This is a genomic window from Actinoplanes sp. URMC 104 (genome assembly GCF_051386375.1).
Taxonomy (GTDB): Bacteria; Actinomycetota; Actinomycetes; order Mycobacteriales; family Micromonosporaceae; genus Actinoplanes.
Window position 1 is genome coordinate 1,678,376 of sequence record NZ_JBPQTO010000011.1, and the last position, 23,883, is coordinate 1,702,258.

15 protein-coding genes and 3 pseudogenes are annotated in these 23,883 nt (G+C 66.9%); 11 read left to right on the top strand and 7 right to left on the bottom strand.

From position 1 onward, the window contains the following. Window positions 1-1,200, bottom strand: coding sequence for a substrate-binding domain-containing protein (locus ACSNN8_RS33505; protein WP_436654066.1), 1,200 nt, complete (start codon window positions 1,198-1,200; stop codon window positions 1-3). A gap of 152 nt (window positions 1,201-1,352) precedes the next feature. Here ACSNN8_RS33505 and ACSNN8_RS33510 point away from each other — a divergent pair, with 152 nt between their 5' ends. The 5 genes and pseudogenes from ACSNN8_RS33510 to ACSNN8_RS33530 form a co-directional block, all read left to right on the top strand. Continuing rightward, window positions 1,353-2,120 (top strand): 3-hydroxybutyrate dehydrogenase, encoded by a 768-nt coding sequence (locus ACSNN8_RS33510; protein WP_436654068.1) that lies wholly within the window; start codon window positions 1,353-1,355, stop codon window positions 2,118-2,120. 23 nt (window positions 2,121-2,143) lie between these two features. Next, complete coding sequence (locus ACSNN8_RS33515; RefSeq protein ID WP_436654070.1) at window positions 2,144-4,066, top strand: helix-turn-helix domain-containing protein; 1,923 nt, start codon at window positions 2,144-2,146, stop codon at window positions 4,064-4,066. Window positions 4,067-4,189: 123 nt separating this feature from the next. Beyond that, on the top strand, window positions 4,190-5,146 hold the full coding sequence (locus ACSNN8_RS33520) for an extracellular catalytic domain type 1 short-chain-length polyhydroxyalkanoate depolymerase (protein WP_436654072.1): 957 nt from the start codon (window positions 4,190-4,192) through the stop codon (window positions 5,144-5,146). Next, complete coding sequence (locus ACSNN8_RS33525; RefSeq protein ID WP_436654074.1) at window positions 5,146-6,465, top strand: MFS transporter; 1,320 nt, start codon at window positions 5,146-5,148, stop codon at window positions 6,463-6,465. The genes ACSNN8_RS33520 and ACSNN8_RS33525 overlap by 1 nt, the downstream gene beginning before the upstream one ends. A gap of 394 nt (window positions 6,466-6,859) precedes the next feature. Further along, window positions 6,860-6,955 (top strand): annotated as a pseudogene (locus tag ACSNN8_RS33530) (haloacid dehalogenase); the annotation flags it as partial. On the opposite strand, the pseudogene ACSNN8_RS33535 reads toward ACSNN8_RS33530, so the two are convergent. Next, window positions 6,954-7,167: pseudogene (locus ACSNN8_RS33535) on the bottom strand (IS256 family transposase); the annotation flags it as partial. The pseudogenes ACSNN8_RS33530 and ACSNN8_RS33535 overlap by 2 nt on opposite strands. A 297-nt stretch (window positions 7,168-7,464) precedes the next feature. Here ACSNN8_RS33535 and ACSNN8_RS33540 point away from each other — a divergent pair. From ACSNN8_RS33540 to ACSNN8_RS33550, 3 genes are read left to right on the top strand one after another with little or no spacing between them, the layout of a single operon-like run. Next, the gene (locus ACSNN8_RS33540; RefSeq protein WP_436654076.1) at window positions 7,465-8,646 is read left to right on the top strand and encodes a hypothetical protein; all 1,182 of its coding nucleotides are present in this window, start codon (window positions 7,465-7,467) and stop codon (window positions 8,644-8,646) included. Beyond that, entirely contained in the window at window positions 8,643-9,986 is a 1,344-nt protein-coding gene (locus ACSNN8_RS33545; protein ID WP_436654078.1) for an ATP-binding protein, read from the top strand. Before ACSNN8_RS33540 ends, ACSNN8_RS33545 begins: the two co-directional genes overlap by 4 nt. Window positions 9,987-10,041: 55 nt before the next feature. Further along, window positions 10,042-11,961 carry a DEAD/DEAH box helicase gene (locus ACSNN8_RS33550; protein ID WP_436654079.1) on the top strand — a complete coding sequence of 640 codons (1,920 nt, stop codon included), beginning with the start codon at window positions 10,042-10,044 and terminating at the stop codon, window positions 11,959-11,961. A 309-nt stretch (window positions 11,962-12,270) separates the two neighbouring features. Here the strand turns inward: ACSNN8_RS33550 and ACSNN8_RS33555 are convergent, their stop codons facing one another. After that, the gene (locus ACSNN8_RS33555; protein ID WP_436654081.1) at window positions 12,271-13,218 is read right to left on the bottom strand and encodes a hypothetical protein; all 948 of its coding nucleotides are present in this window, start codon (window positions 13,216-13,218) and stop codon (window positions 12,271-12,273) included. A 773-nt stretch (window positions 13,219-13,991) separates the two neighbouring features. Here ACSNN8_RS33555 and ACSNN8_RS33560 point away from each other — a divergent pair. From ACSNN8_RS33560 to ACSNN8_RS33570, 3 genes are read left to right on the top strand one after another with little or no spacing between them, the layout of a single operon-like run. Then, a complete protein-coding gene (locus tag ACSNN8_RS33560) occupies window positions 13,992-15,494 on the top strand; it encodes an ATP-binding protein (protein WP_436654083.1) in 1,503 nt (500 codons plus the stop codon). A 3-nt stretch (window positions 15,495-15,497) separates the two neighbouring features. Beyond that, the gene (locus ACSNN8_RS33565; protein WP_436654085.1) at window positions 15,498-16,484 is read left to right on the top strand and encodes a PD-(D/E)XK motif protein; all 987 of its coding nucleotides are present in this window, start codon (window positions 15,498-15,500) and stop codon (window positions 16,482-16,484) included. Continuing rightward, window positions 16,484-19,447 (top strand): Z1 domain-containing protein, encoded by a 2,964-nt coding sequence (locus ACSNN8_RS33570; RefSeq protein WP_436654087.1) that lies wholly within the window; start codon window positions 16,484-16,486, stop codon window positions 19,445-19,447. The genes ACSNN8_RS33565 and ACSNN8_RS33570 overlap by 1 nt, the downstream gene beginning before the upstream one ends. A gap of 819 nt (window positions 19,448-20,266) precedes the next feature. Here ACSNN8_RS33570 and ACSNN8_RS33575 read toward each other — a convergent pair. From ACSNN8_RS33575 to ACSNN8_RS33590, 4 genes and pseudogenes are all read right to left on the bottom strand, one after another. Then, window positions 20,267-21,421: a CU044_5270 family protein gene (locus ACSNN8_RS33575; protein ID WP_436655502.1), complete on the bottom strand. Its 1,155-nt coding sequence runs from the start codon at window positions 21,419-21,421 to the stop codon at window positions 20,267-20,269. Next, window positions 21,421-21,585: a sigma factor-like helix-turn-helix DNA-binding protein gene (locus tag ACSNN8_RS33580; RefSeq protein WP_436655504.1), complete on the bottom strand. Its 165-nt coding sequence runs from the start codon at window positions 21,583-21,585 to the stop codon at window positions 21,421-21,423. Before ACSNN8_RS33580 ends, ACSNN8_RS33575 begins: the two co-directional genes overlap by 1 nt. A gap of 199 nt (window positions 21,586-21,784) precedes the next feature. Next, window positions 21,785-21,979, bottom strand: a pseudogene (locus tag ACSNN8_RS33585) (RNA polymerase sigma factor); the annotation flags it as partial. 156 nt (window positions 21,980-22,135) lie between these two features. Further along, window positions 22,136-23,878 carry a CocE/NonD family hydrolase gene (locus ACSNN8_RS33590; protein ID WP_436654088.1) on the bottom strand — a complete coding sequence of 581 codons (1,743 nt, stop codon included), beginning with the start codon at window positions 23,876-23,878 and terminating at the stop codon, window positions 22,136-22,138. Window positions 23,879-23,883: the final 5 nt, after the last annotated feature.

A 23,883-nucleotide genomic window follows, 5' to 3' on the forward strand; every position in this document is an offset into this window, starting at 1 on the left:
TCAGCCCTTCATGGCCGCCGCGGGCGGCGCGGTGTCGGCGTCGCTGACCGTGGCGACCGAGGTGGCCGTCATCGCGTCGCCGCTGCCGGTGAGCTTGGCCTGGAACATCGGCTGCAGCAGGGCATGGTCCCCGGCGCGCACAGTCAGCTTGCCCTTGACGGATTCGAAGCTGTACCCCTCCAGCGAGGTGATCATCTTTTCCACGTCTCCCCCGCCGGCCTCGAGCGCGTGCACGATCATCTGGGCGGCGGCGAAGCCGTCCGGGTGGAACAGGTCCGTCCGGCCGCCCGGCACCGCCTTGGCCAGCGCCTGCTCGGCGGCGTTGTCCGTGGCCCCGTCGAAGTAGTGGGCGAGCAGGTTCAGCTTCGCCCCGGCCGCGCCGAAGGCCGGCCAGGTGGCCCGGATGTCGAGTCCGGTGACCACGGTCGTCGAGGACAGCACGCCCTGCTGGTCCAGCGCCTGCCACATGGCGCTGGCCGTGCTGCCGGCCCAGGCGACGAAGACGAGGTCGGGCGCCGCCGCCTTGATCTGGCCGGCGAACGGCGTGAAGTCGGTGGCGGTGGCGGGCACGGCGATGTCGCTCACGGTCGCGCCGGCGCCGCCGAGGACTGCCTTGACGGCGGCGACGTTCGACTTGCCGAAGGCGGAGTCCGGCGCGAACACGAGAACCTTGCGGCCGGCGCCGAGGTACTTCCTGGCCGTCTGGACGTCCTGGAAGGACTGCCGGCCGGAGCGGAACGTGTACCGGTTGAGGCCGGTGATCGCGTCGGCCGCCGCGGGCCCGGACACGAACAACACCTTGTTGGTCGCCGCCAGCGGCGCCACCTGGAGCGCGACGCCGGAGGCGGTCGAGCCGGCGAGCACCTTGGTCCCCTTGCCGATCAGGTCCTTGGCCGCCGCCACGGCCTTCACCGGGTCGCCGGCGTCGTCGGCGTAGGTGACCGAGACGTCGCGGCCGCCGACCTTGCCGGTGCCGCCGGTGGCGTACGCGAGGCCGGCCTGGAAGCCCTCCACGTACTGCTGCCCGTAGCTGGCCAGCGGACCGCTCTTCGAGTACACGATCCCCACGCTCAGCGGCGCCTGCGCGTCTCCCCCGGTCGCCGCCTCCTGCGGGCTGCCGCATCCCGCCGTGACGACGGCGGCCGCGGTCAGCAGGGCACCGGCGAGCAGTGCGCGCCGGGATGTCGCCGATCCACTCATCGGAGGCCTCTCGTTCCATCGACGTTCTGCGTTGGCCCACGCTAGGACGAACATCGAGACCGATCCATGGCCGCGGAACCCACACAAGCGGGCCGTGCTATGTGGCCGGCGGCCATGGCCGGTACGGCGGGGTCGTCGTAGGGTTCGGCGCCATGACGACGACAGAGGTGGTGGCCCTCGACCTCACCGGGCGCACCGCGATGGTGACCGGCGCCGGCAGCGGGATCGGGCGGGCCTGCGCGGCGCGGCTGGCGGCCGCCGGCGCGCTCGTGCTGGTCGTCGACGTCGACGAGGCCTCGGCCAAGGAGGTGGCGACGGCCATCGGCGGGAGGGCCGTCACCGCGGACCTCGCCGATCCGGACGCCGTCGACGCCCTCGACGCGGAGGTCGACGTCCTGGTCAACAACGCCGGCCTGCAGTTCGTCGCCGCGCTGCCCGACTTCCCGCCCGACCGGTTCGCCCACCTGCAGAAGGTGATGGTGGAGGCGCCGTTCCGGCTGGCCCGCCACGCGCTGCCGCACATGTACGCCCGGGGGTGGGGCCGGGTCGTCAACATCTCGTCGGTGCACGGGCTCATCGCCTCGCCGTTCAAGGCCGCCTACGTGACCGCCAAGCACGCCCTGGAGGGCCTGTCCAAGACGATCGCGCTCGAGGGCGCGGGCCGCGGCGTCACGTCGAACTGCGTCAACCCGGCCTTCGTCCGGACCCCGCTGGTGGACCGGCAGATCGCCGGCCAGGCCGCGGCGCACGGCATTCCGGAGGCGGAGGTGATCGAGAAGGTCATGCTGGAGCGCGCCGCCATCAAGCGGCTGATCGAGCCGGAGGACGTGGCCGAACTGGTGGCCTACCTGTGCACTCCGGCGGCCACGCTGATCACCGGCGCGTCGATCCCGCTGGACGGCGGCTGGACCGCGCACTGACACGGCGGCCCGGTTCGCGCAGAATGCCTCCCATGGGGTCCGCGCTGGAGTTCCTCGATCTGCTGGCCCGGGAAGCGGCGCCGGTGGAGTTCGAGCAGCCGCTCCTGGCCGCCCGCATGCGCGGCGAGCCGGCCGACGACCTCGCGGAACTCGAGCGCATCAAACTGCGGGCGCTGCAGGTCCGGGCCCTGCTGGACCGTCGCCGCCGGCGCGAGGAGGAACTGTCCGCGCTGTACGACACGGCCGGTGACCTGGCCGGCCTCCGCGGGCTCGACGCCGTCCTGCGGGCCATCGTGCACCGCGCTCGCACCCTGCTCAACGCCGACGTGTCGTACCTGACGCTCAACGACCCCGACCGCGGCGACACCTACATGCGAATCACCGACGGCTCCGTCGCGGCCAGCTTCCAGAGCCTGCGCCTGCCCCCGGGCGCGGGCCTGGGCGGACTGGTCGCGCTGACCGGCACGCCCTACGCGACCGCCAACTACGCCGGCGACCCGCGGTTCCAGCACACCAGCGAGATCGACGGTGGCGTGACCGACGAGGGGCTGGTGGCCATCCTCGGCGTGCCGCTGCGGCTGGGGTCCCGGGTGATCGGCGTGCTGTTCGCCGCCAACCGCACCGAGCGGCCCTTCGCCCGCGAGGAGGTCTCGCTGCTGGTGTCGCTCGCGGCGCACGCGGCGGTGGCGATCGACGCCGCCCGGCTGCTCACCGAGACGCAGACGGCGCTGTCGGAGCTGTCCGCCGCGAACGCGGTCATCCGGGCGCACAGCGAGTCGGTCGAACGGGCCGCCGCCGCGCACGACCGGATGACGGCGCTGGTGCTGCGCGGCGGCGGGGTCGAGGACGTGGCCCGGGACCTGGTCGACGTGCTCGACGGGGCGCTGCTCGTGTTCGACGCCCAGGGGCGGCAACTGGCGACCGCCAAGTCCGCGTCCTGGACCGGTGGCCTGCCGGCGCTGGACCCGGAGGCCGTGGCCGAAGCGGTCGCGGCCTCGCGCGGCACCAGGCGCAGCGTGCGCCGCGGCGAGTTGTACGTCGCGGCGGTGGTGGCCGGCGCCGACAACCTCGGCGCGCTGGTCTTTCAGCCGCCGCAGCCGCTGGCGGAGGCGGACCAGCGCACGCTGGAACGGGCCGCGCAGATCACCGCGCTGCTGTTGCTGTTCCGGCACACGGTCGCCGAGGCCGAGGGCCAGGTGCGCGGCGAGCTGCTCGACGACCTGATCAGCCGGCCCGCCCGCGACCCGGACGCGCTGCGGGCGCGGGCCCGGCGGGTCGGCGTGGATCTGGACGCGCCGCACGTGGTGGTGGTCGCCGAGGAGGCCCAGGCCGGGTCCCGGCAGCAGGCTACCTCGTGGGCGCGCGGGTTCGCCGCCTCGCACAGCGGCCTGGCGATGGCTCGTGACGGGCGGATGACCTTCCTGCTGCCGGGCGCCGACCCCGGGCAGGCCGCGCGGCTGGTGGCCAGGGAGGCGACCCGTTGTCTCGGCCGGCCGGTCACCGCCGGCGGCGCCGGACCCACCAGCGACCCCGCCGCGGTCGCGACGGCGTGCCGGGAGGCGGACCACTGCGTCCAGGCCCTGGTGGCACTCGGCCGGACCGGCGCCGGCGCGGGCACGGCCGACCTCGGCTATGTCGGCCTCCTGCTGGGCCGGCAGTACGACGCCGCGGGCTTCCTGGCGGACGTGCTCGGGCCGGTGATCGAGTACGACCGGCGGCGCGGCACCTCGCTGGTGCCGACGCTGGACGCCTATTTCGCGGCCGGCGGCAGCCTGGCGCGCGCCGCGGAGGCGTTGCACGTGCACGTCAACACGGTGAGCCAGCGGCTGGACCGCATCGGTCAGCTGCTCGGCGCGGGCTGGCAGGATCCGGACCGTTCGCTCGACGTCAGGCTCGCCCTCCGGTTGCACCGGATGCGCGGGTGCCTCCGGCCGCCCACGGGCTGAGCAGCATGTCGATCAGCCATATAAGGGCTCGGGTCCATGTGGCTTGATCAGCCATCGGAAATGCGACGCGGGAGGAATATCGTCGCTTGACGATGTGTCCCCGATCACAGGAGGCGGTCGGACGTGCGGGCTTGGTTCGCGACGGCGGTGGCCGCGCTCATCCTGGGATCGGCGGTTGCGCCGGCCTCCACGCTCACCGAGGTGCACGGATTCGGCACCAATCCGGGGGCCTTGCGGATGTTCGGCCATGTGCCGGCGGGCCTGCCCCCGGGCCGTCCCCTGGTAGTGGCACTGCACGGCTGCACGCAGAGCGCCGACGAGTACTACACCCACTCCGGCTGGGACAAGTACGCCGACCTGTACGGGGTGGCTCTGGTGCTGCCCGAGCAGACCGCCGCCAACAATCCGCTGCGCTGCTTCAACTGGTACACCGCCGGGGACATCACCCGCGGCCGGGGCGAGGCGCTGTCGATCCGGCAGATGGTGGACTACGCGGTCACCCACTACGGCTCCGATCCGCAGCGGGTGTACGTCACCGGGCTGTCGGCGGGCGGGGCGATGACGGCAGCCATGCTGGCCGCCTACCCTGACGTGTTCGCCGCCGGGGCGGTGATCGCCGGGCTGCCCTACGGCTGCGGCATCATCTGCCAGTACCAGGCTCAGACCCGTACGCCGGCGCAGTGGGGCGACCTGGTCCGGGCCGCTCATCCCGGATACGCCGGGCCGTGGCCGCGTACGGCGATCTGGTTCGGCACGGCGGACACCACCGTGGTTCCGGCCAACGCCACCGAGCTGCGCGACCAGTGGACCGACGTCCACGAGATCTCCCAGGCCCCGACCACCACGACGACCCTTCCCGGCGGCACCGTCCAGGAGCGCTACGCCGGGCCGCACGGGCAGCCCGCCGTCGAGCTCGACCGCGTGCCGGGCATCGGGCACGGCACGCCGGTCCACCCGGGCAGCGCGGAGGACCAGTGCGGCGTCACCGGCGCCTACTATCCGGACTCCATCTGCTCGTCGTACCACGTCGCCCGGTTCTTCGGGCTCACCGATGAGACCCAGCCGCGAGGAGGCATCTGATGTCGACGAACACCACGACCCCGCGCACCTCCCTGGTGAAGGTGGTTCTCGCGTCGCTGGTCGGCACCGCCGTCGAGTGGTACGACTTCTTCCTGTACGGCTCCGCCGCAGCGCTCGTCTTCGGCAAGCTGTTCTTCCCCACCTCCGAGCCGGCCACCGCGACGTTGCTCGCCTTCGGCACGTACGCCCTGGGGTTCGTCGCCCGTCCACTCGGCGGCATCGTCTTCGGCCACTTCGGCGACCGGGTCGGCCGCAAGAAGATGCTCATCGTCTCGCTGATGACGATGGGCCTCGCCACCGTCGCGATCGGTCTGCTGCCCACCTACGCCACCATCGGCGTGGCCGCGCCCATCCTGCTGCTCGCCTGCAGGCTCGCGCAGGGCTTCGCCGTCGGCGGCGAGTGGGGCGGTGCGGTCCTGATGGCGGCCGAGCACGGCGACGACGGCCGCCGCGGACTGTGGACCTCCTGGCCGCAGGCGGGCGTGGCTTTGGGCAACCTGCTCGCCACCGGCGTGCTGTGGGTGCTGGCCGCCGTGCAGTCCGACGAGGCGTTCAACGCCTGGGGCTGGCGCATCCCGTTCCTGCTCAGCGCCGTCCTGGTGCTGCTGGGCCTGTGGGTCCGGCTGTCCGTGGAGGAGTCACCGCTGTTCCTCGCGGCCCGCGACCGGCTCGCCGAACGCCATCAGCCCCTGCTCGAGGTCGTCCGCCGTTACCCTCGCGAGGTCTTCGTCGCCATGGGCATGCGGCTGGCCGAGAACATCTCGTACTACCTGTTCACCGTCATCTCCATCACGTACCTCACCACGTACGCCGGCTCCTCCTCGGACCGCGGCACGATCCTTCAGGCGCTGCTGATCGGATCCGTCGTGCAGTTCGTGGCGATCCCCCTCATCGGCGCCCTGTCCGACCGGGTGGGCCGCCGCCCGCTCTACCTGGCCGGCGCCGTGGGCGTCGCCGTCTGGTCGTTCGTCTTCTTCGGTCTGGTCGGCAGCCGGTCGGAGGGTCTGATCACCGTCGCCGTGATCGTCGGCCTGCTCCTGCACGCCCTCATGTACGCCCCGCAGGCCGCCTTCTTCTCCGAGCTGTTCGGCACCTCTGTGCGCTACACCGGCGCTTCCGTCGGCTACCAGTTCGCCTCGGTCTTCGCCGGGGCGCTGGCCCCCATCGTCGCCGTGAAGCTGCTGGGCAGCACGGAGCACCCGAACACCACCGCCGTCGCGATCTACATGTCGGTCGCGTCGTTGCTCACCGTCATCGCGGTGGTGGCCGCCCGCGAAACGGCCCGGTCGTCGCTGAGCCACGACCGCATCATCTCGTGACCGCCACCGCAGCGGCGTGTCGCCCACCTGGCCGCGGCGGGCGGACCGACGAATGCGCGAATGTGGTCGAGGCCTCACTCGGCGGAGCGGCGGCGGCGCGACCGCGTCGGCAGGTGCAGCAAACACGAAAGGCCCGCCATACTGAGGTTCCTCGCTATGCCACTGTTGCCATGCCGAATAGCGCCCGCCGCGAACGCACTCTCGATATCCCGGAGCGCCTCGACCCGGATAAGTGCGCCAATTGCGGCCGGGCCGTCTGGAATCTCGGATCTGCGGCTGTTCTTGATCCGGCCAAGCTCGTGCGAGATTGCAAGTCCGACTCTCGCGGCCGCATCGCATCCTGCCGGTCCAGGAGCGACCTACGATCCGTGTCATGGGCGTTCGACGTGGATGAGTGCTTGTCGATGAGACCCGGGAGTACGGGGCCCGGGCCGACTGCCTCGGCGTACCACGGCACACCTTCTCCGCGATGTTCGGCGCTACCATCGCCACAGTCTGAGGATGTCGTGGGTGCCTTCGACGGTGACGGCCAGTGCGACATACAGGAGCCGGTTGGCAACCTTGCCGTCGCCGCGATTCCGTCCATCGCTTCAGGACGCGATAGGTGATGGTGGAGATGGTTTGCTTCAGCACGTCAGTGCCGTAAACCTCGGCTAGGTGGGTCCGGATCTCGCTGGCGGTCAGGCCCCTGGCGGACACGGAGGTCGCCCTACGACCAGCTTGGGCTAGGCGGCGATAGTTACGCGCCGCCGTGCCCGAGGGTGACCAATTGCTGGCCGACAACACGCACGATGGCGGTGTCAGCTCGAGCGAGGCGATCTCTTGGGCACTCGGTCGTCATCGGGGGTCAGCAGCCCATCGGCGAGGACGGCATAAGCCTCCCGTTGGCCGGCAACATCGCTCTTAACTCACTGAAAGAGCAATAAGGCACCCGAAGAGGCGTATACGGTGAGGGGACCGACCCCCGCGGGCAAGGGGACGCCAGCTAGGAGCGTAGTCATGGAGCGAGACGACGCCCTGTTCGTAGAAGGCAGGCGGGTGGACGTCGTCAATCAGCCTCACCGTCAGCTCGTCGCCATCTGCGGTCCCACGAATCGGCCTGGCGACTACGAGACAGTCTTTCGGCTGCGTAACTTCCAGCGCGCAAGCCGCGATGAGCTCGCAGATCGGGAAACCCTGGCCGCGCTGACTCGTTGGCTGTTGGCACACGGCGCCGAGGACCTGGGACCGGCAGACGAAGACATGCTCGGCTCTCTGGGCCTGGTGCCCTACGCCTGGCCAGCCGACCAGACCAGCTTCCGGGACAACGCGTTCTCGGGGCACGTACACGATCCGAGCCCGTCAAGGCCACCGGCTGACGTCACAGCGTCGGTCGATGAAGTCCGTGTCGATGTGGTCAAAGCAGACCAGATGGAGAATGGCGGCGAAGCTCGCCTTGAGCCACCTGAAATCCCCGAACCTACCGCGGCTCAGATACCCGCGATGGTACGCAGCGCCAACACCTCTCTCAAGACCGCGATCACGATGCTGAGCACGCTCGATGAGCTAGAACGTGAGACCCAACGGCTGCTGCGCGATATGCGCGACGTCCGGGCGGCGGCGCTCGCCGTTCTAACCCGACTGGACCTAAGCCAGAGTGCGCCGCCCACGGCCCCTGCGCCCGCCGTGCCGGCAGTGTTTGCTATGCCGGCGGCCTTCGACAACGGTGCGCAGACACTCGTGCCGACCGCGGCAGACATCCCCGTCGTTGTCCACGCCGACACACCCGTCAGCATCAGCGCGGAAAATCTCGCCACGTTGGTGGATACGGAACGGCTGGAAGTCATTCGAGCGGAAACTCAGCGCGCCCAGGCGACGCTCGCAGCCCTAGAGGAAGCGGAGGAGCGAGCACGGCCAGGTGACGCTCCATTCCCGGCAGACTCTTCACCTACGGGTCTATCGCCTGGTCTGCTCGCGCTCGCCACGATGCTCAGCCGTACTGACCGGTTCGGCCTGTCGGAGTTTCGCCTGCACGCTGAACGGCTGGGGTTGGTGCCGCTCGAGGTGATCCGCCGGATCAACGACTGGGCAGTCGAACAATCCGAGGCCGCCGGCGCCGGCGTCGAGACCGCGGTGGTCGAGGTCGACGAAGACGACGGCTGCCTCTGGATCGACGACTACCTCAAGGAACTCTTGGCATGAGCACACCGGTGCGCCAGCGGGATCGCCAACTCATTTTGAATGCACTCCGAGCCGGCGTGGTGCCTGGGCGGGGCTTGCACCACCTTCAAGTCGGCCGCGGCGACGAAGTGGCAGCCATCTCAGAAGACATCCGCGCAATACGCGACGGCGGAGCGGCCATTCGCATCGTTGTCGGTGAATACGGAAGCGGCAAAACGTTCTTCCTGCAAGTAATTAAGAATGCGGCGCAGAACGCTGGCTGCGTGACGATGAGCACCGATGTCACGCAGGACGCCCGGCTCTACGGCACCGGAGGACGGGTTCGCACCCTTTTCTCCTCTCTCGTCGCCTCTGCCGGCACGAAGAGCCAGCCTGGCGGTGGCGGCATGGCGGAAGTGCTGGAACGTTTCGTCAGCTCGGCCCAGGAAGAAAGCCGCCGCGTCGAGCGCGACGTCGAACACATTGTCCGTGAGCGACTCGCAGACCTGACGCAGTACCGCAGCGGCCACGAGTTCGCCGATGTCGTGCTCGCTTACTGGCGCGGCGTCCGCCAGCACGACGACCACTTACGCGAGGCCGCCCTGCGGTGGCTGCGCGGCGAGTACCGAACCGCCACCGAGGCCCGCCAAGCCCTCGGCGTGCGCGGCATCATCGGTGACGCCGACCTGTACCCGATGTTGCGGCTGATGGCGCTTCTTGTGAAGAAGGCCGGTTATGGCGGTCTGGTCGTGCTGCTGGATGAGTTGGCGGTGCTGGCCCGTCTGAATAAGCCCACCCGGGACCAGAACTACGAACAAATCTTGTCGATCGTCAACAGCTTGCACGGTGGACACGCCACCAACCTCATGGTGATCTTGGCTGGCACGCCCGACTTCGTGACAGATCCGATCCGGGGACTGTATAGCTACGGCGCGTTGCGGCAGCGCCTGTCCCACAATGAGTTCCACCGTCCCGGTCTTCGTGATACGGCCTCCCCGGTTCTGCGGCTGGACCAGCTCTCACCCGAAGATCTGTGGGTGCTGCTAGAAAATGTCCATCGCGTCTACTGCAGCAACAACAACCGTGATCCTCTTCCTGACTTACAGACCGCGCTGCGGGCTTTCCTCACGCACGCCGGCAACCAGTTGGGTGGCCTGAGCAGCGTGACTCCGCGCGAGGCCACCCGCACCTGGCTGCATTTTCTCGACATCCTCGCGCAGAACCGCGGGCAGCAGTGGCACGACCTCCTGGGTCAGGTGGAGGTCAAGGAAGACCGGGATCAGATAGGCGACGGCCCCGAGTGGATGGACCATAATTTCACCGCCTTGGCCGCGCAGTCGTCAGAACAGGCCGGCGATGAGCTCTCCCATTTCACACTCTAGCGCCATCACGGACTCGGCCGGTGAGCAAGCCGCTTTCCGTGTCCTGCATTCGCGGGTGCAGCAGCTAGTAAGAGCCGACCTTGGATGGCGTCACCTCCGGCCCATACAAATCCAAGCCGCCGCGCCTGTCCTAGCCGCTGACCGAGACGTACTGATCATCTCTGGAACCGCGAGCGGCAAGACCGAGGCGGCCTGGCTGCCCGTCTTCAGCCGACTGCTCCACGATGACCATGGCGGGATCGGCGCCATCTGCATCAGCCCACTCAAAGCGTTGATTAATGATCAAGCGGTTAGACTGAGCCGATACGGTCAGCGTCTCAATCTCGGCGTCAAGCCCTGGCATGGCGACATTTCACAAGCTCGGAAGAGCGAGGCCTTGCGCCACCCGCCGGCTGCTCTGCTCATCACGCCGGAATCGCTGCAAAGCCTTCTACTCCGCCGGCCGGAGACGTTCATGCGTGCTGCGCGCAACCTGCGCTATCTCATGGTGGATGAAATCCACGCGTTCGCGGGTACCGACCGCGGCCACCAGCTGCAGGCGTTGCTCAGTCATATGGACCTGCGCCTCGCTCGCCGGATCCCGCGCATCGCGCTTAGCGCCACGGTATCCGACGCAGCCACGATGGCGAGCTTTCTGCGCCCCGGCGGAGGCGAAAAGGTACTCGTGCTGCGTGCCGACAATCCGGAGGGCTTCGACCTCGATGTCGTTGTCTACGGCTACGACCACCAAGACGCCGACGTCGACAGCTACAACATGACCGACGAGCAGCAGAAGGCACTCCGAGCTAAAGACGTGGCGCCTCGCGAACGTCTCGAGATTGCCCGGCGAGTGGATGCTGAGACTCGCGGGCGCCGCAGCTTGGTATTTGCCCGCAGCAGGCGCGAGGTCGAGCAATTGGCGGCACTCCTTCGTGACCCCGAGGTCACCGGTACCCACCGAGCCGACAGGTTCTTCACCCATCACGGCTCGCTTTCCCCGGCTCTACGGCACGCCGCCGAACACGCCATACACACCGTTGCCGACGCCACGGTGGTCTGCACTAGCACCCTGGAACTGGGCGTTGATCTTCCCGACCTCGACCGCGTGATTCAAGTTGACGCGTGCGTCTCCGCCGGGTCGTTGCGGCAGCGCCTGGGACGCAGCGGACGCCGCGACGGCGCCCGCCCCACTCTTCGTGTGCACGTCACAGAGAAGCCCACCGACGATGGCCCGGCCATTGCCGATCTTCTCCGAGCTGGACTTGTCGAAACGCTCGCGATCATTGCTTTAATCAATGAGCAGGATTGGGTGGAGCCGCCCGACTTGGCGCCGTTAGGGTTATCCACCTTGGTCCAGCAGGTCCTAGCCTTGCTCTCCGACGCCAACGGTTGCTCCGCCCGGCAGGCATGGCGCCTACTGTGCGCCGCAGGCCCATGGCGGAGCATCAGCCCAACCGACTTCGAGGCGTTGCTGCGAGCGATGGCCGCCAAGCAGCTCATCCGACAAGACCGGCTTGGCCTGCTGCTGCTCGACGAGGCGGGCCACGCGATAGTCAACGACCGTGATTTCGTCGTCGCGTTCGCCGCGCAACCCGAACTGACGTTGCTGCATCGCGGACGACCACTCGGCTCGATCGGCATCGAACACCCACTGCGCGGCAATGATCTAATTGCGTTCGGGGGCATGCCGTGGCGTGTGGTTGCCGTACACGAGAGCGGGTGGTCGGCTGATGTCGAACCCGCCGGGCATGGACAGCCGGTTACCTGGTCAGGTAAGGGCGGTCCGCCTGTGCATAAGGCAGTTCGCCGCCGAATGCGCGCAATCTACGCCGACGACACCGTGCCGCCGTATCTCGACGCACGGCGGCCTCGAAGTGGTAGCCAGCCCCGTGGGCTTGGAGTTCGATGCACCTGTCGATGTCGTGAAGCAAACAGTGCACGACCTGCTCGACGACGACGAGCCGTCGCCAGACATGCTCGTCACCCGAGTCGGTGAGAAGGCCGTCGGTAAGTACGGCCACTATTTGCCGAAGGCACTGGCGATCCGAGACTTCGCGAGCAAGGCCTACGACGTAGCCGGCGCCCGCGCGGCCCTGGCTGAGGCAGCACAACGACTCCCCTGACCGAATGTGGCCGGCCTCGCCACATCAGCGGTAGTTTCGGCCGGAACGCCCGCGGAAGGAGCAAACAGCCATTCTCGAACGAGTAGCGAAGGTTATGAAGAAACTTCGTCGCCGGTAGAGGCGAGCAGTGGATCCAGAGGCACGCAGGTTCTTGCGACCCTCCCTGCCGCTGAAGCGTTTGGTCACCGCAGGGGCGGGTCGAGTCGTCGGAACGTCCCGTCCGCTGTTTCGAAGACGACACCGACGTCAAAGTGGTGAAGAAGGTCGATGAGATCGGGGGCCGGCTTGCTCGGCGTGAGAACGGCCTTCTTGATGGGCCGCGGCGAGATCCATCGCTCATAATCAAATATTTGGCCCAACGCCATCCGGATGTCCTCGCGTGTACTGGACGCCTTCGCCTCGTACAGCTCGCGTTTCTGGACGTAGTACGGACCGGTGTACAGGGTGAGCAGGGAACCCCCGGGCCGAATTCTCCACCGCTTCAGTTCCAAGCCCGCGGGGCCCAGACTCCGCGCATAACGCTGAACCAGATCGGCTTCCCGCCTTTCTACCACCGCCTCTTCTTGACTCACGCGTCTAAAACCCACCGGTACTGGCACCTTGAGGTCTACCAGGGCGGACTCGGTGTCCTGTGGCGCGTCGTCGGTCTCGCTGATGTCGGCCTCACGAATGATTGGGTCCGACATGGGACGAAGCCGGAACACGATGACGGAACGTTGGATGCCGTCGGCGTCGGGGGCCCGCTCGACGACATAGGGGATCTCGTTGTCAACCTCGAAGGCGCCGATATAGAGCTGATTCTTGGCGCCGCTGTTTTCCACCTTGCCGTCGGCCACAAAGACACGCAGGACTCGTCCTTGCTGCTTATGGTTGAGAATTGCCGCGTTTCCTGAGATTAGCTTCTGATCTCCGTGTCGTCCCTCGCCGGTGTAGAGGAAGACCGACCGGTCTTTAGACCAGCCATCGAAGATGTATCCGTTCTGATGGCCTTCAGCCGGGTCGCTGTACACGAACACGTGGGGCGATCTGGCTGACGGCTGAATTCCGCCCATGGTCGAACCCCCGAACCGGACAGCTCGTTCCTGCCTGGTTAGATAGTCGCCCGGTAAGAGATTCCACGAGTTGACCATGCAGTGACGGTATCAACATCAGCCCATGACGCTACGCAGATCCGTCGTCGGGCCCGTGCTACATCCAAGACGAAGCAACGAACTCAGATTCCACTCCAGTCTCAAACGTCGCCACATGTCGGTCGAGGCTTCAGATTACAGGTTCAGCGGCCAAATCCGACCGGGCTCACTGCCCGTGTCGCGGCAACGCTTATCGGTACGCTATATGCCAAAGGGGATCACAGGCCATGAGCGCCGCGGGCGAGGAGTAAGGTGCCGCAGAAGGTTACGCTGATCGAAGTTACGCTGCCGCGAGAACCTGCCAACGGGCGACGCGCCACCAACAAAGGCGTCCGGCGCGAACGCCCCGCTGCCCAGCACACTTCGCGTTCGTGCCGGCAGATGCAGTCGTTCGACACAGTCGCGCGCAGCGCAGGCCCGCGTGGGGTGCGGACGCCGCTCGCGACCGAATCGACGATACCTATCGTCGGCCTTGCCCCGACCATCAATGCTTCGTGCTGCCGATGGAGCGAAAGACATCCGGGTCGCGCGTGCTTTATGCAAGCACGGATGCGAGACTCGCCTCGCCGAACCTGCAGCGATGGCAGACAAAGGCCGACAGACAGCGGGTGGGGCCGTCCGCCGTAAGGTCGCGCTTGACAGGGATCGAAGGCGCCGAGCTCGCGCTAAGGGTCCTCGCGGAGAGCTGCGCTGGATCAGCACGGGCCCGGCAGGGTGATTCGAGGAAGACGGTCGAATGTTCGACTGGCGAATGAGGAATGTGAGGATGTCGTATGGTAAGCGGCGAGGATGTCGTTGAGACCATCAGGCTAAAACCGGATGCCGGCCTGGTCAAAAGCCTCGGCGCCCATTACAGCCTAGAGTCAGCGATCGCGGACCTCGTCGATAACTGCCTGGACGCTCGGGCGACCAAGGTGACCATCCGTCTCCTAACCGAAACCGACCGACTCGTCCAGGTTCAAGTGATCGACAATGGTACAGGGATGGACGGCGCGGCAGCGGACAAGGCGATGACTCTGGGCCACCGTCGCGAGTACGCCATCAATGACCTCGGCCATTTTGGCATCGGTATGAAGGCTGCATCGTTTGGGCACGCCGATGTCCTGACCATTTGGTCGTCGAAGGATGGAGCGACGCCCGTCGGGCGCCGTATCCGGCGAACTGATTTCTCCAAAGACTTTTCGTGTGAAATTCTGTCGGACGAAGCCGCCGCGGACGCGAAGGCTCAGCGCAAGCGCGTAACAGGAGCCGGCCGCGGAACGTCGGTTGTGTGGAGCGAGCTTCGTGGCGCTTACCACGGCGCCAACACCGAGGAGGCTCGCACGTGGATGGCGAACGCGGAACGTAGCCTACGCTCGCACCTAGGCGTGACCTTCCACCGCCTTATCACTAAGGACGCGCTCACCATCGAGATCCTCGTGGATGAAGTGCAGTACGCCGACGAGGGCATCGGCATGCCCGTGAGGGCAATTGACCCCTTCGGCTACGCCAGATCTGGGCATCCCGACTACCCTAAGACCATCGTCGCCGAATCTGGTGGGCAAAAGGTAGCGCTGCTTTGCCACATCTGGCCGCCTAAGGTCGACATTCCGGGCTTTCGGATTCAGGGTAAGTCGGGTGAGCGCTTCCAGGGCTTCTACATCTACCGCAATGATCGCCTCCTTCAAGTAGGTGGGTGGTCGCAGGCCGCCAACTCCTCGGTCCAGCGGCAGCTCGCACGTGTGGTGCTCGACGACGAGTCCGCGATCGGCTTCTTCCTCACCATGAACCCTGAGAAGGCCGGCCTTCGATTCGAACCGATCTTCCGGGATGCGCTGGCGCATGCCGCAGCCGCGGACGGCACGACCTTCGACGCGTATCTCAAGGATGCCGAGACCTGTTACGCAGAGGGAAATCGACGGGTCAGCAAGCGACAGCCCGTTATTGCCCCCAAGAAGGGATTCGCGCCGAAGCTACGCAGATCAATTGAGGCAGAGCTGCCGTTGCTTCGGTCGGACTCACTCAACCTGCAATGGAAGAAGCTCCCCGAGGGGGAGTTCATCGACGTAGACTTTAGCAACAGCACCCTCTGGATCAACTCTCGCTATCGCTACTTGTTTGCTCCGGAACGGGGAAGCCTGAACGACGCGCCGCTCGTCAAGGCGCTGCTGTTCCTCCTGACACATGAAGTTTTCGAAGGTTCGCACCTGGGACCGAAAGACAAAGACAATATCTCGCTGTGGCGCGCGATCCTCAGCGCGGCTGTCACCGCTGAAGAGGAGATGCGGGGTGAGTGAGGGATGACTGAACAGTCGGACGACGCCCGTCACCTATCCATGGCAAACGTCGACATCATCTGGACGTCCGGCCATCCAATGGTGCTGCCGATTGCGGGGACGCCGCTGTGCAAACTTGACCTCCACCCGGTCCACGGGACCATCACCCTCCTCACCGCTTTTACGCCTCCAGAGCCCGACGTCGCTAAGTGGCGCAACATCTCCTTTAGTCCAGTCAACTCCGACGATGAGAACGTCGGCGAGCTGACGGTCTCGGTCGAGGGCAACGTGCACGGTGCGTACGGCCTGCTCACCAGCGTCGCCGACCAGCTACAGCTGCACCAGCAGCCGTTGGCCGCCGCAGTGGCCACGGCCATCGCGAAACACCGCGATCTTTTCGCGGGAAAGGCCGGGCTTAGCGCCGAGCAGGAGGTCGGACTCTTCGGCGAGCTGATCGTCCTCGACTTCCTTATCGAGAAGATCGGCGCAGGTCCCGCTGTGGAAGCCTGGCAGGGCCCGCTGTCGGAAGAGCACGATTTCGTGTTCAGCGACGTCCACCTCGAGGTCAAGACCACCTCAGGCGAGCACCGACGTCACATGATGCACGGGTTCACACAACTGGTGCCGCTGCGAAATGTTCCACTGAGTGTCATCTCCATACAGCTCACTCGCAGCAACCATCAGGGCGGAGCGACGCTCGGCCAGATGGTCTCCAGCGTTCGCGCGAAGTCAGGCGGCCATCGCCCGAAGGTGGACGCCGCCCTTGAGGCAATGGGGTGGGAGGACGCGGACGTGGGGCTCTACAACACCTACTGGATGAAACGGAACCATCCCCGCGCCTTCGGCGTGGATGACCGCTTCCCCGCTCTGACAGCGGCACGACTCGCCGAAGTCATCCCGAATTTTAAGGCGATCTCCGACCTCTCCTACCGCCTCGACCTCACAGACTTCACGCCCAGCGCACTGCCCGAACCGCTCGCCGATTTTGTCACTCTTGAGGAGGACCACTGATGCCCGAGGCTCAAGGTGAGGCGACGCCAGCGTGGACGATCGCATTGCGCAACCTACTCCAAGGCTTCGCTGAGCAAGCTCCTCGACCGCTGCTTCCGGCACTCGCCATGTTCGGCGGTCAAGTCTCGGAGAAGGAACTGGTCGACTTTGTTCAGACCGCGCCGGTCAACGACAACGCCTTAATCGCGTTGCGCTTGGCCTTCGCCAAGTGGGATGCCAGCGATGACGTCATGGTGCCTGGGCCCGATGGCGCCGAGACTAGCTCAGGAACGATCGCCCGGCGGCTCGCGGTGGCCAAGGCGTTGGAGCTATCACCTGCCGCCGAGGAGGCGATTCGGGCCATCATTCCGCTCCACAGCGAAGGCATCATTAATATTAGCCGGAAGTTTGAGCCCTGGTACGACGAGGCCAGGCCACAGCGAAGTAGCCTCTACTGGGACGACTACGAAAAGTACCTCGCCGAGGTTAAGAAGTGGCCGACGTCGTCGATCATCACGCTTGATCGGAGCACCAGCTCGGTGGTCGAGCGCCTCACCGATCCAACGCGGGCCGAGGTCAAGCAGACCAAGGGACTTGTCGTCGGCTACGTGCAGAGCGGTAAGACGGCAAACTTCACCGGCGTCATCGCGAAGGCGATCGACGCTGGATACCGCCTGATCGTTGTCATGACCGGCACGATTGAGATTCTTCGTGCTCAGACCCAGCGCCGTATCGACATGGAACTCATTGGCGTCGAGAACGTGCTGGCCGGCCAGGATCCCACCGACCCTGACGTCGCGAAGGGCCTTGACTACCAGCAGGACGAAGACTGGATTGCCGAAAAGTTTGTCCGGCACTCCGAGATAGCGCTAAACCAGCCTGGGGTCGCACGGATCCGTCGCGTTACAACACATCACCACGACTACAAGAGCCTTCCCCAAGGGATGTCGCAGCTTCGCTACGAGCGGCACGACAAGACTAAGCCTCTTAACGCTCCGGAGAACCTCTTCCACGTAGACGCCTACGTGGTCGTCGTGAAGAAAAACCCGGCGCCGCTCAGGAAGCTCATCAAAGATCTGCGGCCTCTGCAAACCATGCTCAACGAGCTCCCCGCGCTCATCGTCGATGACGAATCAGACCTCGCGTCGATCGACACCACGGACCCAAAGAAATCCAAGGACCGGACGACAATCAACAAACTCATCACAGAGATGATGAGGATCGTGCCACGCGCGCAGTATGTCGGCTATACTGCTACCCCATTCGCCAACGTATTCATTGACCCTGATGACGACAGCGACCTATTCCCATCAGACTTCGTGCTCTCGTTGCCGCGGCCCGACGGATATATGGGCGTGCAAGAGTTTCACGACGTAGACCGCGACTGGGAAAACGTCCAAAAGACGGTCGCTACCTCCAACGAATTAGCGTTTATTCGTTCTGTCCGAGGCAACCCCGACCATGATCCTGACCTGCGCAGAAATGAACTCAGCGAAGCACTCGATGCCTGGGTCTTAAGCGGCGCCATCAAGAAATATCGGGAATCCATAAACGGCCACCGCTACAGGCACCATACGATGCTAGTACACGAAGACGTGACCAACATCGCTCAACATCAGTCGGCCATTGTCATGCGCTCACTATGGAACAACGGCAAATTTACTTCCGGGGAAGGGCTGGCACGGCTACGCAAGCTTTTCGACGACGACTTCCTCCCGGTGATGGCCGCCCGCGCTGACGGCGAGCCGACGCCGGCGAGCTTCGACGAGATAAAACACTTTGTGGCACAAGCCACCGCTGAGATGACGAGCGGAGGCTTAGACCCCGTCCTCGTTGTGAACTCAGATAAAGCCGTCCAAGACCAGCAAGAGGCGCTCGACTTCGACGCAGGCATGGTTTGGCGCATTTTGGTCGGCGGCACGAAACTCAGCCGCGGGTTCACCGTCGAAGGCCTAACAGTGTCGTTCTTCCGCCGCAAAGCTGGACAGGCCGACACCCTCATGCAAGCCGGGCGCTGGTTCGGCTTTCGGCAGGGCTATCGCGATTTGGTACGGCTGTACATTCGACGCGACTCAAAGGTTGACCTGTACGAGGCGTTCGAAGCCCTGCTCCTTGACGAAGAAACTTTTCGCGACGAGCTGGCCAAGTACGCCGGCTTCGACGAGGACGGTCAGCCTCTCGTCGAGCCGCGGCAGATTCCGCCGCTGGTAAGCCAACACTTACCATGGCTTAAACCGACCGCGAGGAACAAAATGTTCAATGCCGTGGTAAAGTCCCGCGCATCGGTCGGTACCTTCCATCAGCTGTACTCAATTCCACCCAGAGACGAGAAAGAAAAGCACCAGGCCAACCTAGAAAACGTCATCCTGCCGCTGCTGAGAATTGCAACCCAAGACGCGGTCCTGCCATACACAGACGACGGATTCCCTAGGACTCAGACGGCCAAAGTCGGTACTATTGACGCGGCCAACTTCCTTACCTATTTTGAGTCGCTCAACTGGCACCCTGACTATTCCACGGTGATCAAACCACTGAAAAACTTCATCGTCACGGCAGCCAAGAACGGCCGCATCACGGACTGGGCAATCGTCTGGCCGCAAAGGCAATCCCCTGGACGCATGCTGTGGTTTGATGAGCTGGGCAGAGAAGCACCAATCTGGAAACGTGCGCGTCGTCAACCTCCCCGCATCGACTTCACCGGTGAAAACAAGCGCAACCTCCTGTCTGCGAGCCCGGTGGCCGAAGGGAAAGACTTCCCGGAGCTCGGCAAGAGCAGCACCCGCGGCGTGCTGGTCATTTCACTCGTTGCCGACCAGCCCGAAACCACGGAGCAGACCCACGTTGATCGATCTGACGTTGTAGGACTCATCTCGTTGCGGGTTCCTGATGCTTCTGTGCGCAGCAGGCAGGACCTTATCCAATATGGCGTCGTAGTGTCAGACAAGAAAAGCGACGTCGTCGTTCCCGCCGCTGATTCGGCATGACACGGAGGCATCTGACTCGATTGGCGGAACCTTGCGCTAACCGGGAATATCCCCTCCGCAGCTAAGTGTGTGTTGCGAACTAGCTAGGGTCTTGCCAACGTGGTGGAGGAAGATGCTGCCGCGGTGGGCGCCGCCGTCGGGGTGACGACCGCCGACGGAGCCGCGGTTGGTGGGCCAACCGGCCCTTCAACGTGGCGCCGCTGGTGGCGGACAAGCCCTGGATATCGACGCGGACCACACGGAAAGAGCCGTCAGCACGGGTTTCTGCCGGCTCGGAGGAGAAGCGGACACCGTGGCGCGGGATGTCGTTGGCTTTCCTCGTGAAGTAGCGACTCCAGTCAATGCGGGCCGGGTCGGTCGTCGAGTAGGCGTAGAGGTGGTCGGTATCGGCGGCGCGGTCGTTGGTCATCGCGGGGTCTCCACGGCGATCGAGTCGGAGAGCCGGGGAGTGTGCGTTACTGAGCCTGGAATGCTGCACCGAGGGTGCATGGGACAGTGACCACGGCGCCGCCACCGGAGGTATGGCGCTGACCCCCGAGGCACCCCCGCAGCCGATGAGCGCCGATCAGCTCGACGCCATCACGGACGCCTTCACCAGCCTGCTTCTCCTCGACGACGCTGGTTCACGCGATCGGGCGGAGCTCGACGGCCAGATCGACCGAGGGGTGACATACAAGTCAGGCCACAAACACTTGTCGCCGTTGTCACCCCGGCGGATCTCCGCCGATTGTCGACCCGCGGCGAGCCAGTTAACCGGCTTCTTCTCGCGAAGGCCTTCGGCGGGCCGGAGCTGATCGCCCGGCCCGCCTGGCACGGAGGTCAGCGGCCGCGCGGGGCGGCCGGGTGCTGGTCGGTCCACTGCGCGGTGACGACCGCCGTCGAGGACTCCTTGCCGCCGCTGGAGATGTCGGGCTTGCCGTCCTTGCCGGTCACCGCTCCCTGCATGCCGCCGCCGAGCAGCTGGTATGTCCGGGGGTCGAGGATCAGCCACGAGCGGTCGACGAACGTTCCGCCCCCGGGCTGCTTGACGGCCTGCTTCAGCTCGAGCGCGACGCCCGTGCGGCCGGTGACGTCGGCGCGGGAGCCGGCGTTCATCACGCCGGACAGGGTGGACAGCACGGTGAAAGCGGCGGCGCGCAGCTTTGGTTGCGCTGGGGCGTCGGTCAGCAGGGTGCCCAGCAGGGCGAACACTGCGGGGTCGGTGGCCTCGGCGCCCCGCTTCTCGATCAGCGTGTCGACGGCGGCCCGCAGTTTCGCCGCGTCGGTCGGCAGGTCGGCCAGGGCCAGGGGGCCGTACGTGCTGGCGTAGTCGCCGGTGGTGCGGGTCAGCTCGGCCTTGCCGGGGCCCATCCGGCGGATGACGTGGCCGCCCCCCGCGCTGTCGGCGGGGCCGAGGTCGAAGGTACGGGGCGAACCGGCGCGTTTCCAGGCCGCCACATCCTCGGCGGTGCGGGGCCGGAAGCCCAGCGACTGGCGTCCCTCCCAGGCCGGCTCGCGGTGGTCGCGCGGCGTCCACGTCTCGGTGAGCCGGCGTTCGGAGACGAAGAAGGTCTCGCCCTCGGCATGGACCGGCAGATACAGAGCGCCCTGCGTGATCCGGGCGACCCGCCAGTAGCGACCGGTTCCGGCGGTGCTGTCGGCTCGCTCGGCCGCGGCGAGCAGCAGCTGGGGGGCGCCGGCGTCCGCCTGCGGGCCGGCCGGTGGCGCCGCCACCCCGGGGGCGCCGCCGCTGCCGGTCACGCCGAGCCCGGCGGGGCCTCCGGTCCCGGCCGCCATGGCGAGAGCGACACCGGCGGCGGCAACCGCGGCCAGGCCGCTGCCGGCCAGCGACAACCGCCACGAGGGCGTGCGCCGCCGCGTCGGTCGCCGGCCCGCGATGGCGTCGGTGAGCCGGCGGCGCGCGGCGGTCGTGGTGTGCGCGGACGGCGGTGGAACGGCGAGCAGCGTGCGGATCATCTGGTTCTCGGGTTCCATCACGGTTTCCCTTCGTCGATGCGGGTGGGGTCGTCGCCGCCGAGTGCCGCGCGGACGGCGCGGCGGGCGCGGGTGAGCCGGGAACCGACCGTGCCCGGCGGCACGCCCAGCGCGAGCGACACCTCGGCGTAGTCGAGCTGGGCGACCGCGGTGAGCAGCAGCACGTCGCGATCCCGGGCGGGCAGGGCGGCCAGCGCGCGCCAGCGCGGGCTGCAGCGCGCCGGCCGTGACGCGGGCGACTGTCGCGTCGTCGCCGGGCACGGCGCTTTCGGCGACGGCGCCCGCCCGGGCCAGGGCGCGGTAGCGACGATCCTCGTCGCGGCGCTGCCGGTGGATCAGATTGGTGGCGATGCCGTAGAGCCAGGCGCGGACGTTGCCGCCGCCCGGCATGTCGGTCCGGAAGCGTTCCCGCGTGCGGAAGGCGACCAGGAACGTCTCGGCTGCCACGTCGTCGCCCCGCTCGGCGCCGAGCCGGCCGGCCGCGTAGTTGCGGAGTTCGGCGAAGTACCGGTCGAACAGAACAGCGAACCGGTCGGGGTCGGCCCGCGAGGCGAGCACGGCCGCGGCGTCCTGGCCGGCGGCGTCCGGTTGGGCGCTGCCGGCCCGGCGCCGCAGCCGGCGGGCGTCGAGGGCGGTCAAGGATGGTTCACGAGGCGGGCCTCCCAGGCTCCGTGGTTTCGGACAACCATGAATGCCCGAACCCCCCGATCGCCTTCACAGGCGCTCATCGGGCCTCGTGATCACCGGCAGCGTCAGCCGGCTGGGGTGGGCCGGTCCGTGGAAGATCCGGTTCAGGGCGACCCGGGTCGCCGTCGTGGACGCGAGGGTGCCGCCGTTGTTCGGGTTGCGGTCGTACCGCGGGAAATTGCTGCTCGACACCTCGAGCCGGATGCGGTGGCCGGGACCGAAGACGTTCGAGGTGATGCCCATGTCGACCGTGGCCTCGACGATCGCCCCGGGTTCCAGCGGCTGTGGCCGGCCGACGCCGGCGCGATACCGCATCCGGCACAGGCCTTCACAGAGGATGACGGCACGACCGTCCGGGAAGACGTCGACCAGTTTTCCCGTGACGTCGGTGTCGACCGCCGTCGAGGACATGTGCACGGTGAGGGCCACATGACCGGTGACCTCGAGCGGTTGCTCCAGGTGGTCGCTGGTGTAGCAGAGCACGTCGCCGCGACCTTCCACGGCCGCCTGATCGGCGGGGCCGGCGGGTCCGTCGGCGCCGAGCGTCGCTCCGCCCACGGTCGGGACCGGGTCGAGGGGATCGTACGAGAACAGGTCGGCGGCGGCGTCGGTGGCGGGACTGCGGTGCAGCCGGCCGTCGCCCTCCGAGGTGTTGGCCCGTCCCGAACCGTGCAGGAAGTAGTCCTCGTACCGGGTGTCGGGCAGCGGCCAATCGTCCTCCTCGCGCCACCGGTCCAGCCCCATCACGAAGATGCGTACCCGGGCACCCGGATCCACCCCCGTGCGGCCCCGCACCCACCGGTCGAAGAACCGTAGATGGGCTTGCGTCATCGCCGCGGCCTTGACGGACCCCGCGAGCCCGAACGAGCGATCGGGGAAGATCCCCTGGTCGGCGCCGTCGCCGTGGCCCCACGGGCCGATGATGAGCTGCTGACCCTCCCGGGCGGCCACGCTGCCGCCGGCGCGTCGCATGGTGGTGTACGAGCGGACGACCTCACCGGCGAACACGTCGTACCAGCCGGTCACGTTGAGCGCCGGGACGGTGATCGCCGACCTGCGCTCCAACGCCGACTGTGCCTCCCAGTAGCCGTCGTAGCCCGGGTGGGCGAGCATCTCCCCGAGCCAGGGCAGCCCCCGCAGGAGCGCGCCCCGGACGCCGACCGGCAGCGAGTACAGGATGCCGGCGTCATCGAGCGCGGCCCGGATCTCGGCCGCGTCCCGCTGATCCGAAGGGCCGTTGCTCTGCGGGCGCGACAGGTTGGCCACCGCCATGCGCGCCGACCAGTTGAACAGCGTGCCCTGCGACACCGCGCCCTGGGCCGAGTACCAGGCCCGGTACATGTCCGCCGAAGTCATCATCGGAGCGATCGCGCGCAGCGCCGGCGGGGCCTCGGCTGCCGCCCGCCATTGCGCGAATCCCATGTACGACGCACCCCACATCCCCACAGTGCCGTCGCACCACGCCTGGCGGGCGATCCAGGCGATCGTGTCGACTGTGTCGCTCCGGTCGAAGCGGTGCGGTTCCATCAGCCCGGGCGAGGCCCCGGTGCCCCGTACGTCCTGGACGGCCACGAGGTAGCCGCTGTCCACGAGGGCGCGGATGTCGGGCAGCTTCGGGTTTCCCAGGTGGGCGGTGGAGGTCCGGCCGTACGGGGTACGGGCGAGCAGGACCGGCCACGGACCGGTTCCGGCCGGCCGCCACAGGTCGGTCGCCAGCGTGACACCGTCGCACATCGGCACGGCGACGGCGGTGTCTATGCACAAGCCCATCGGGC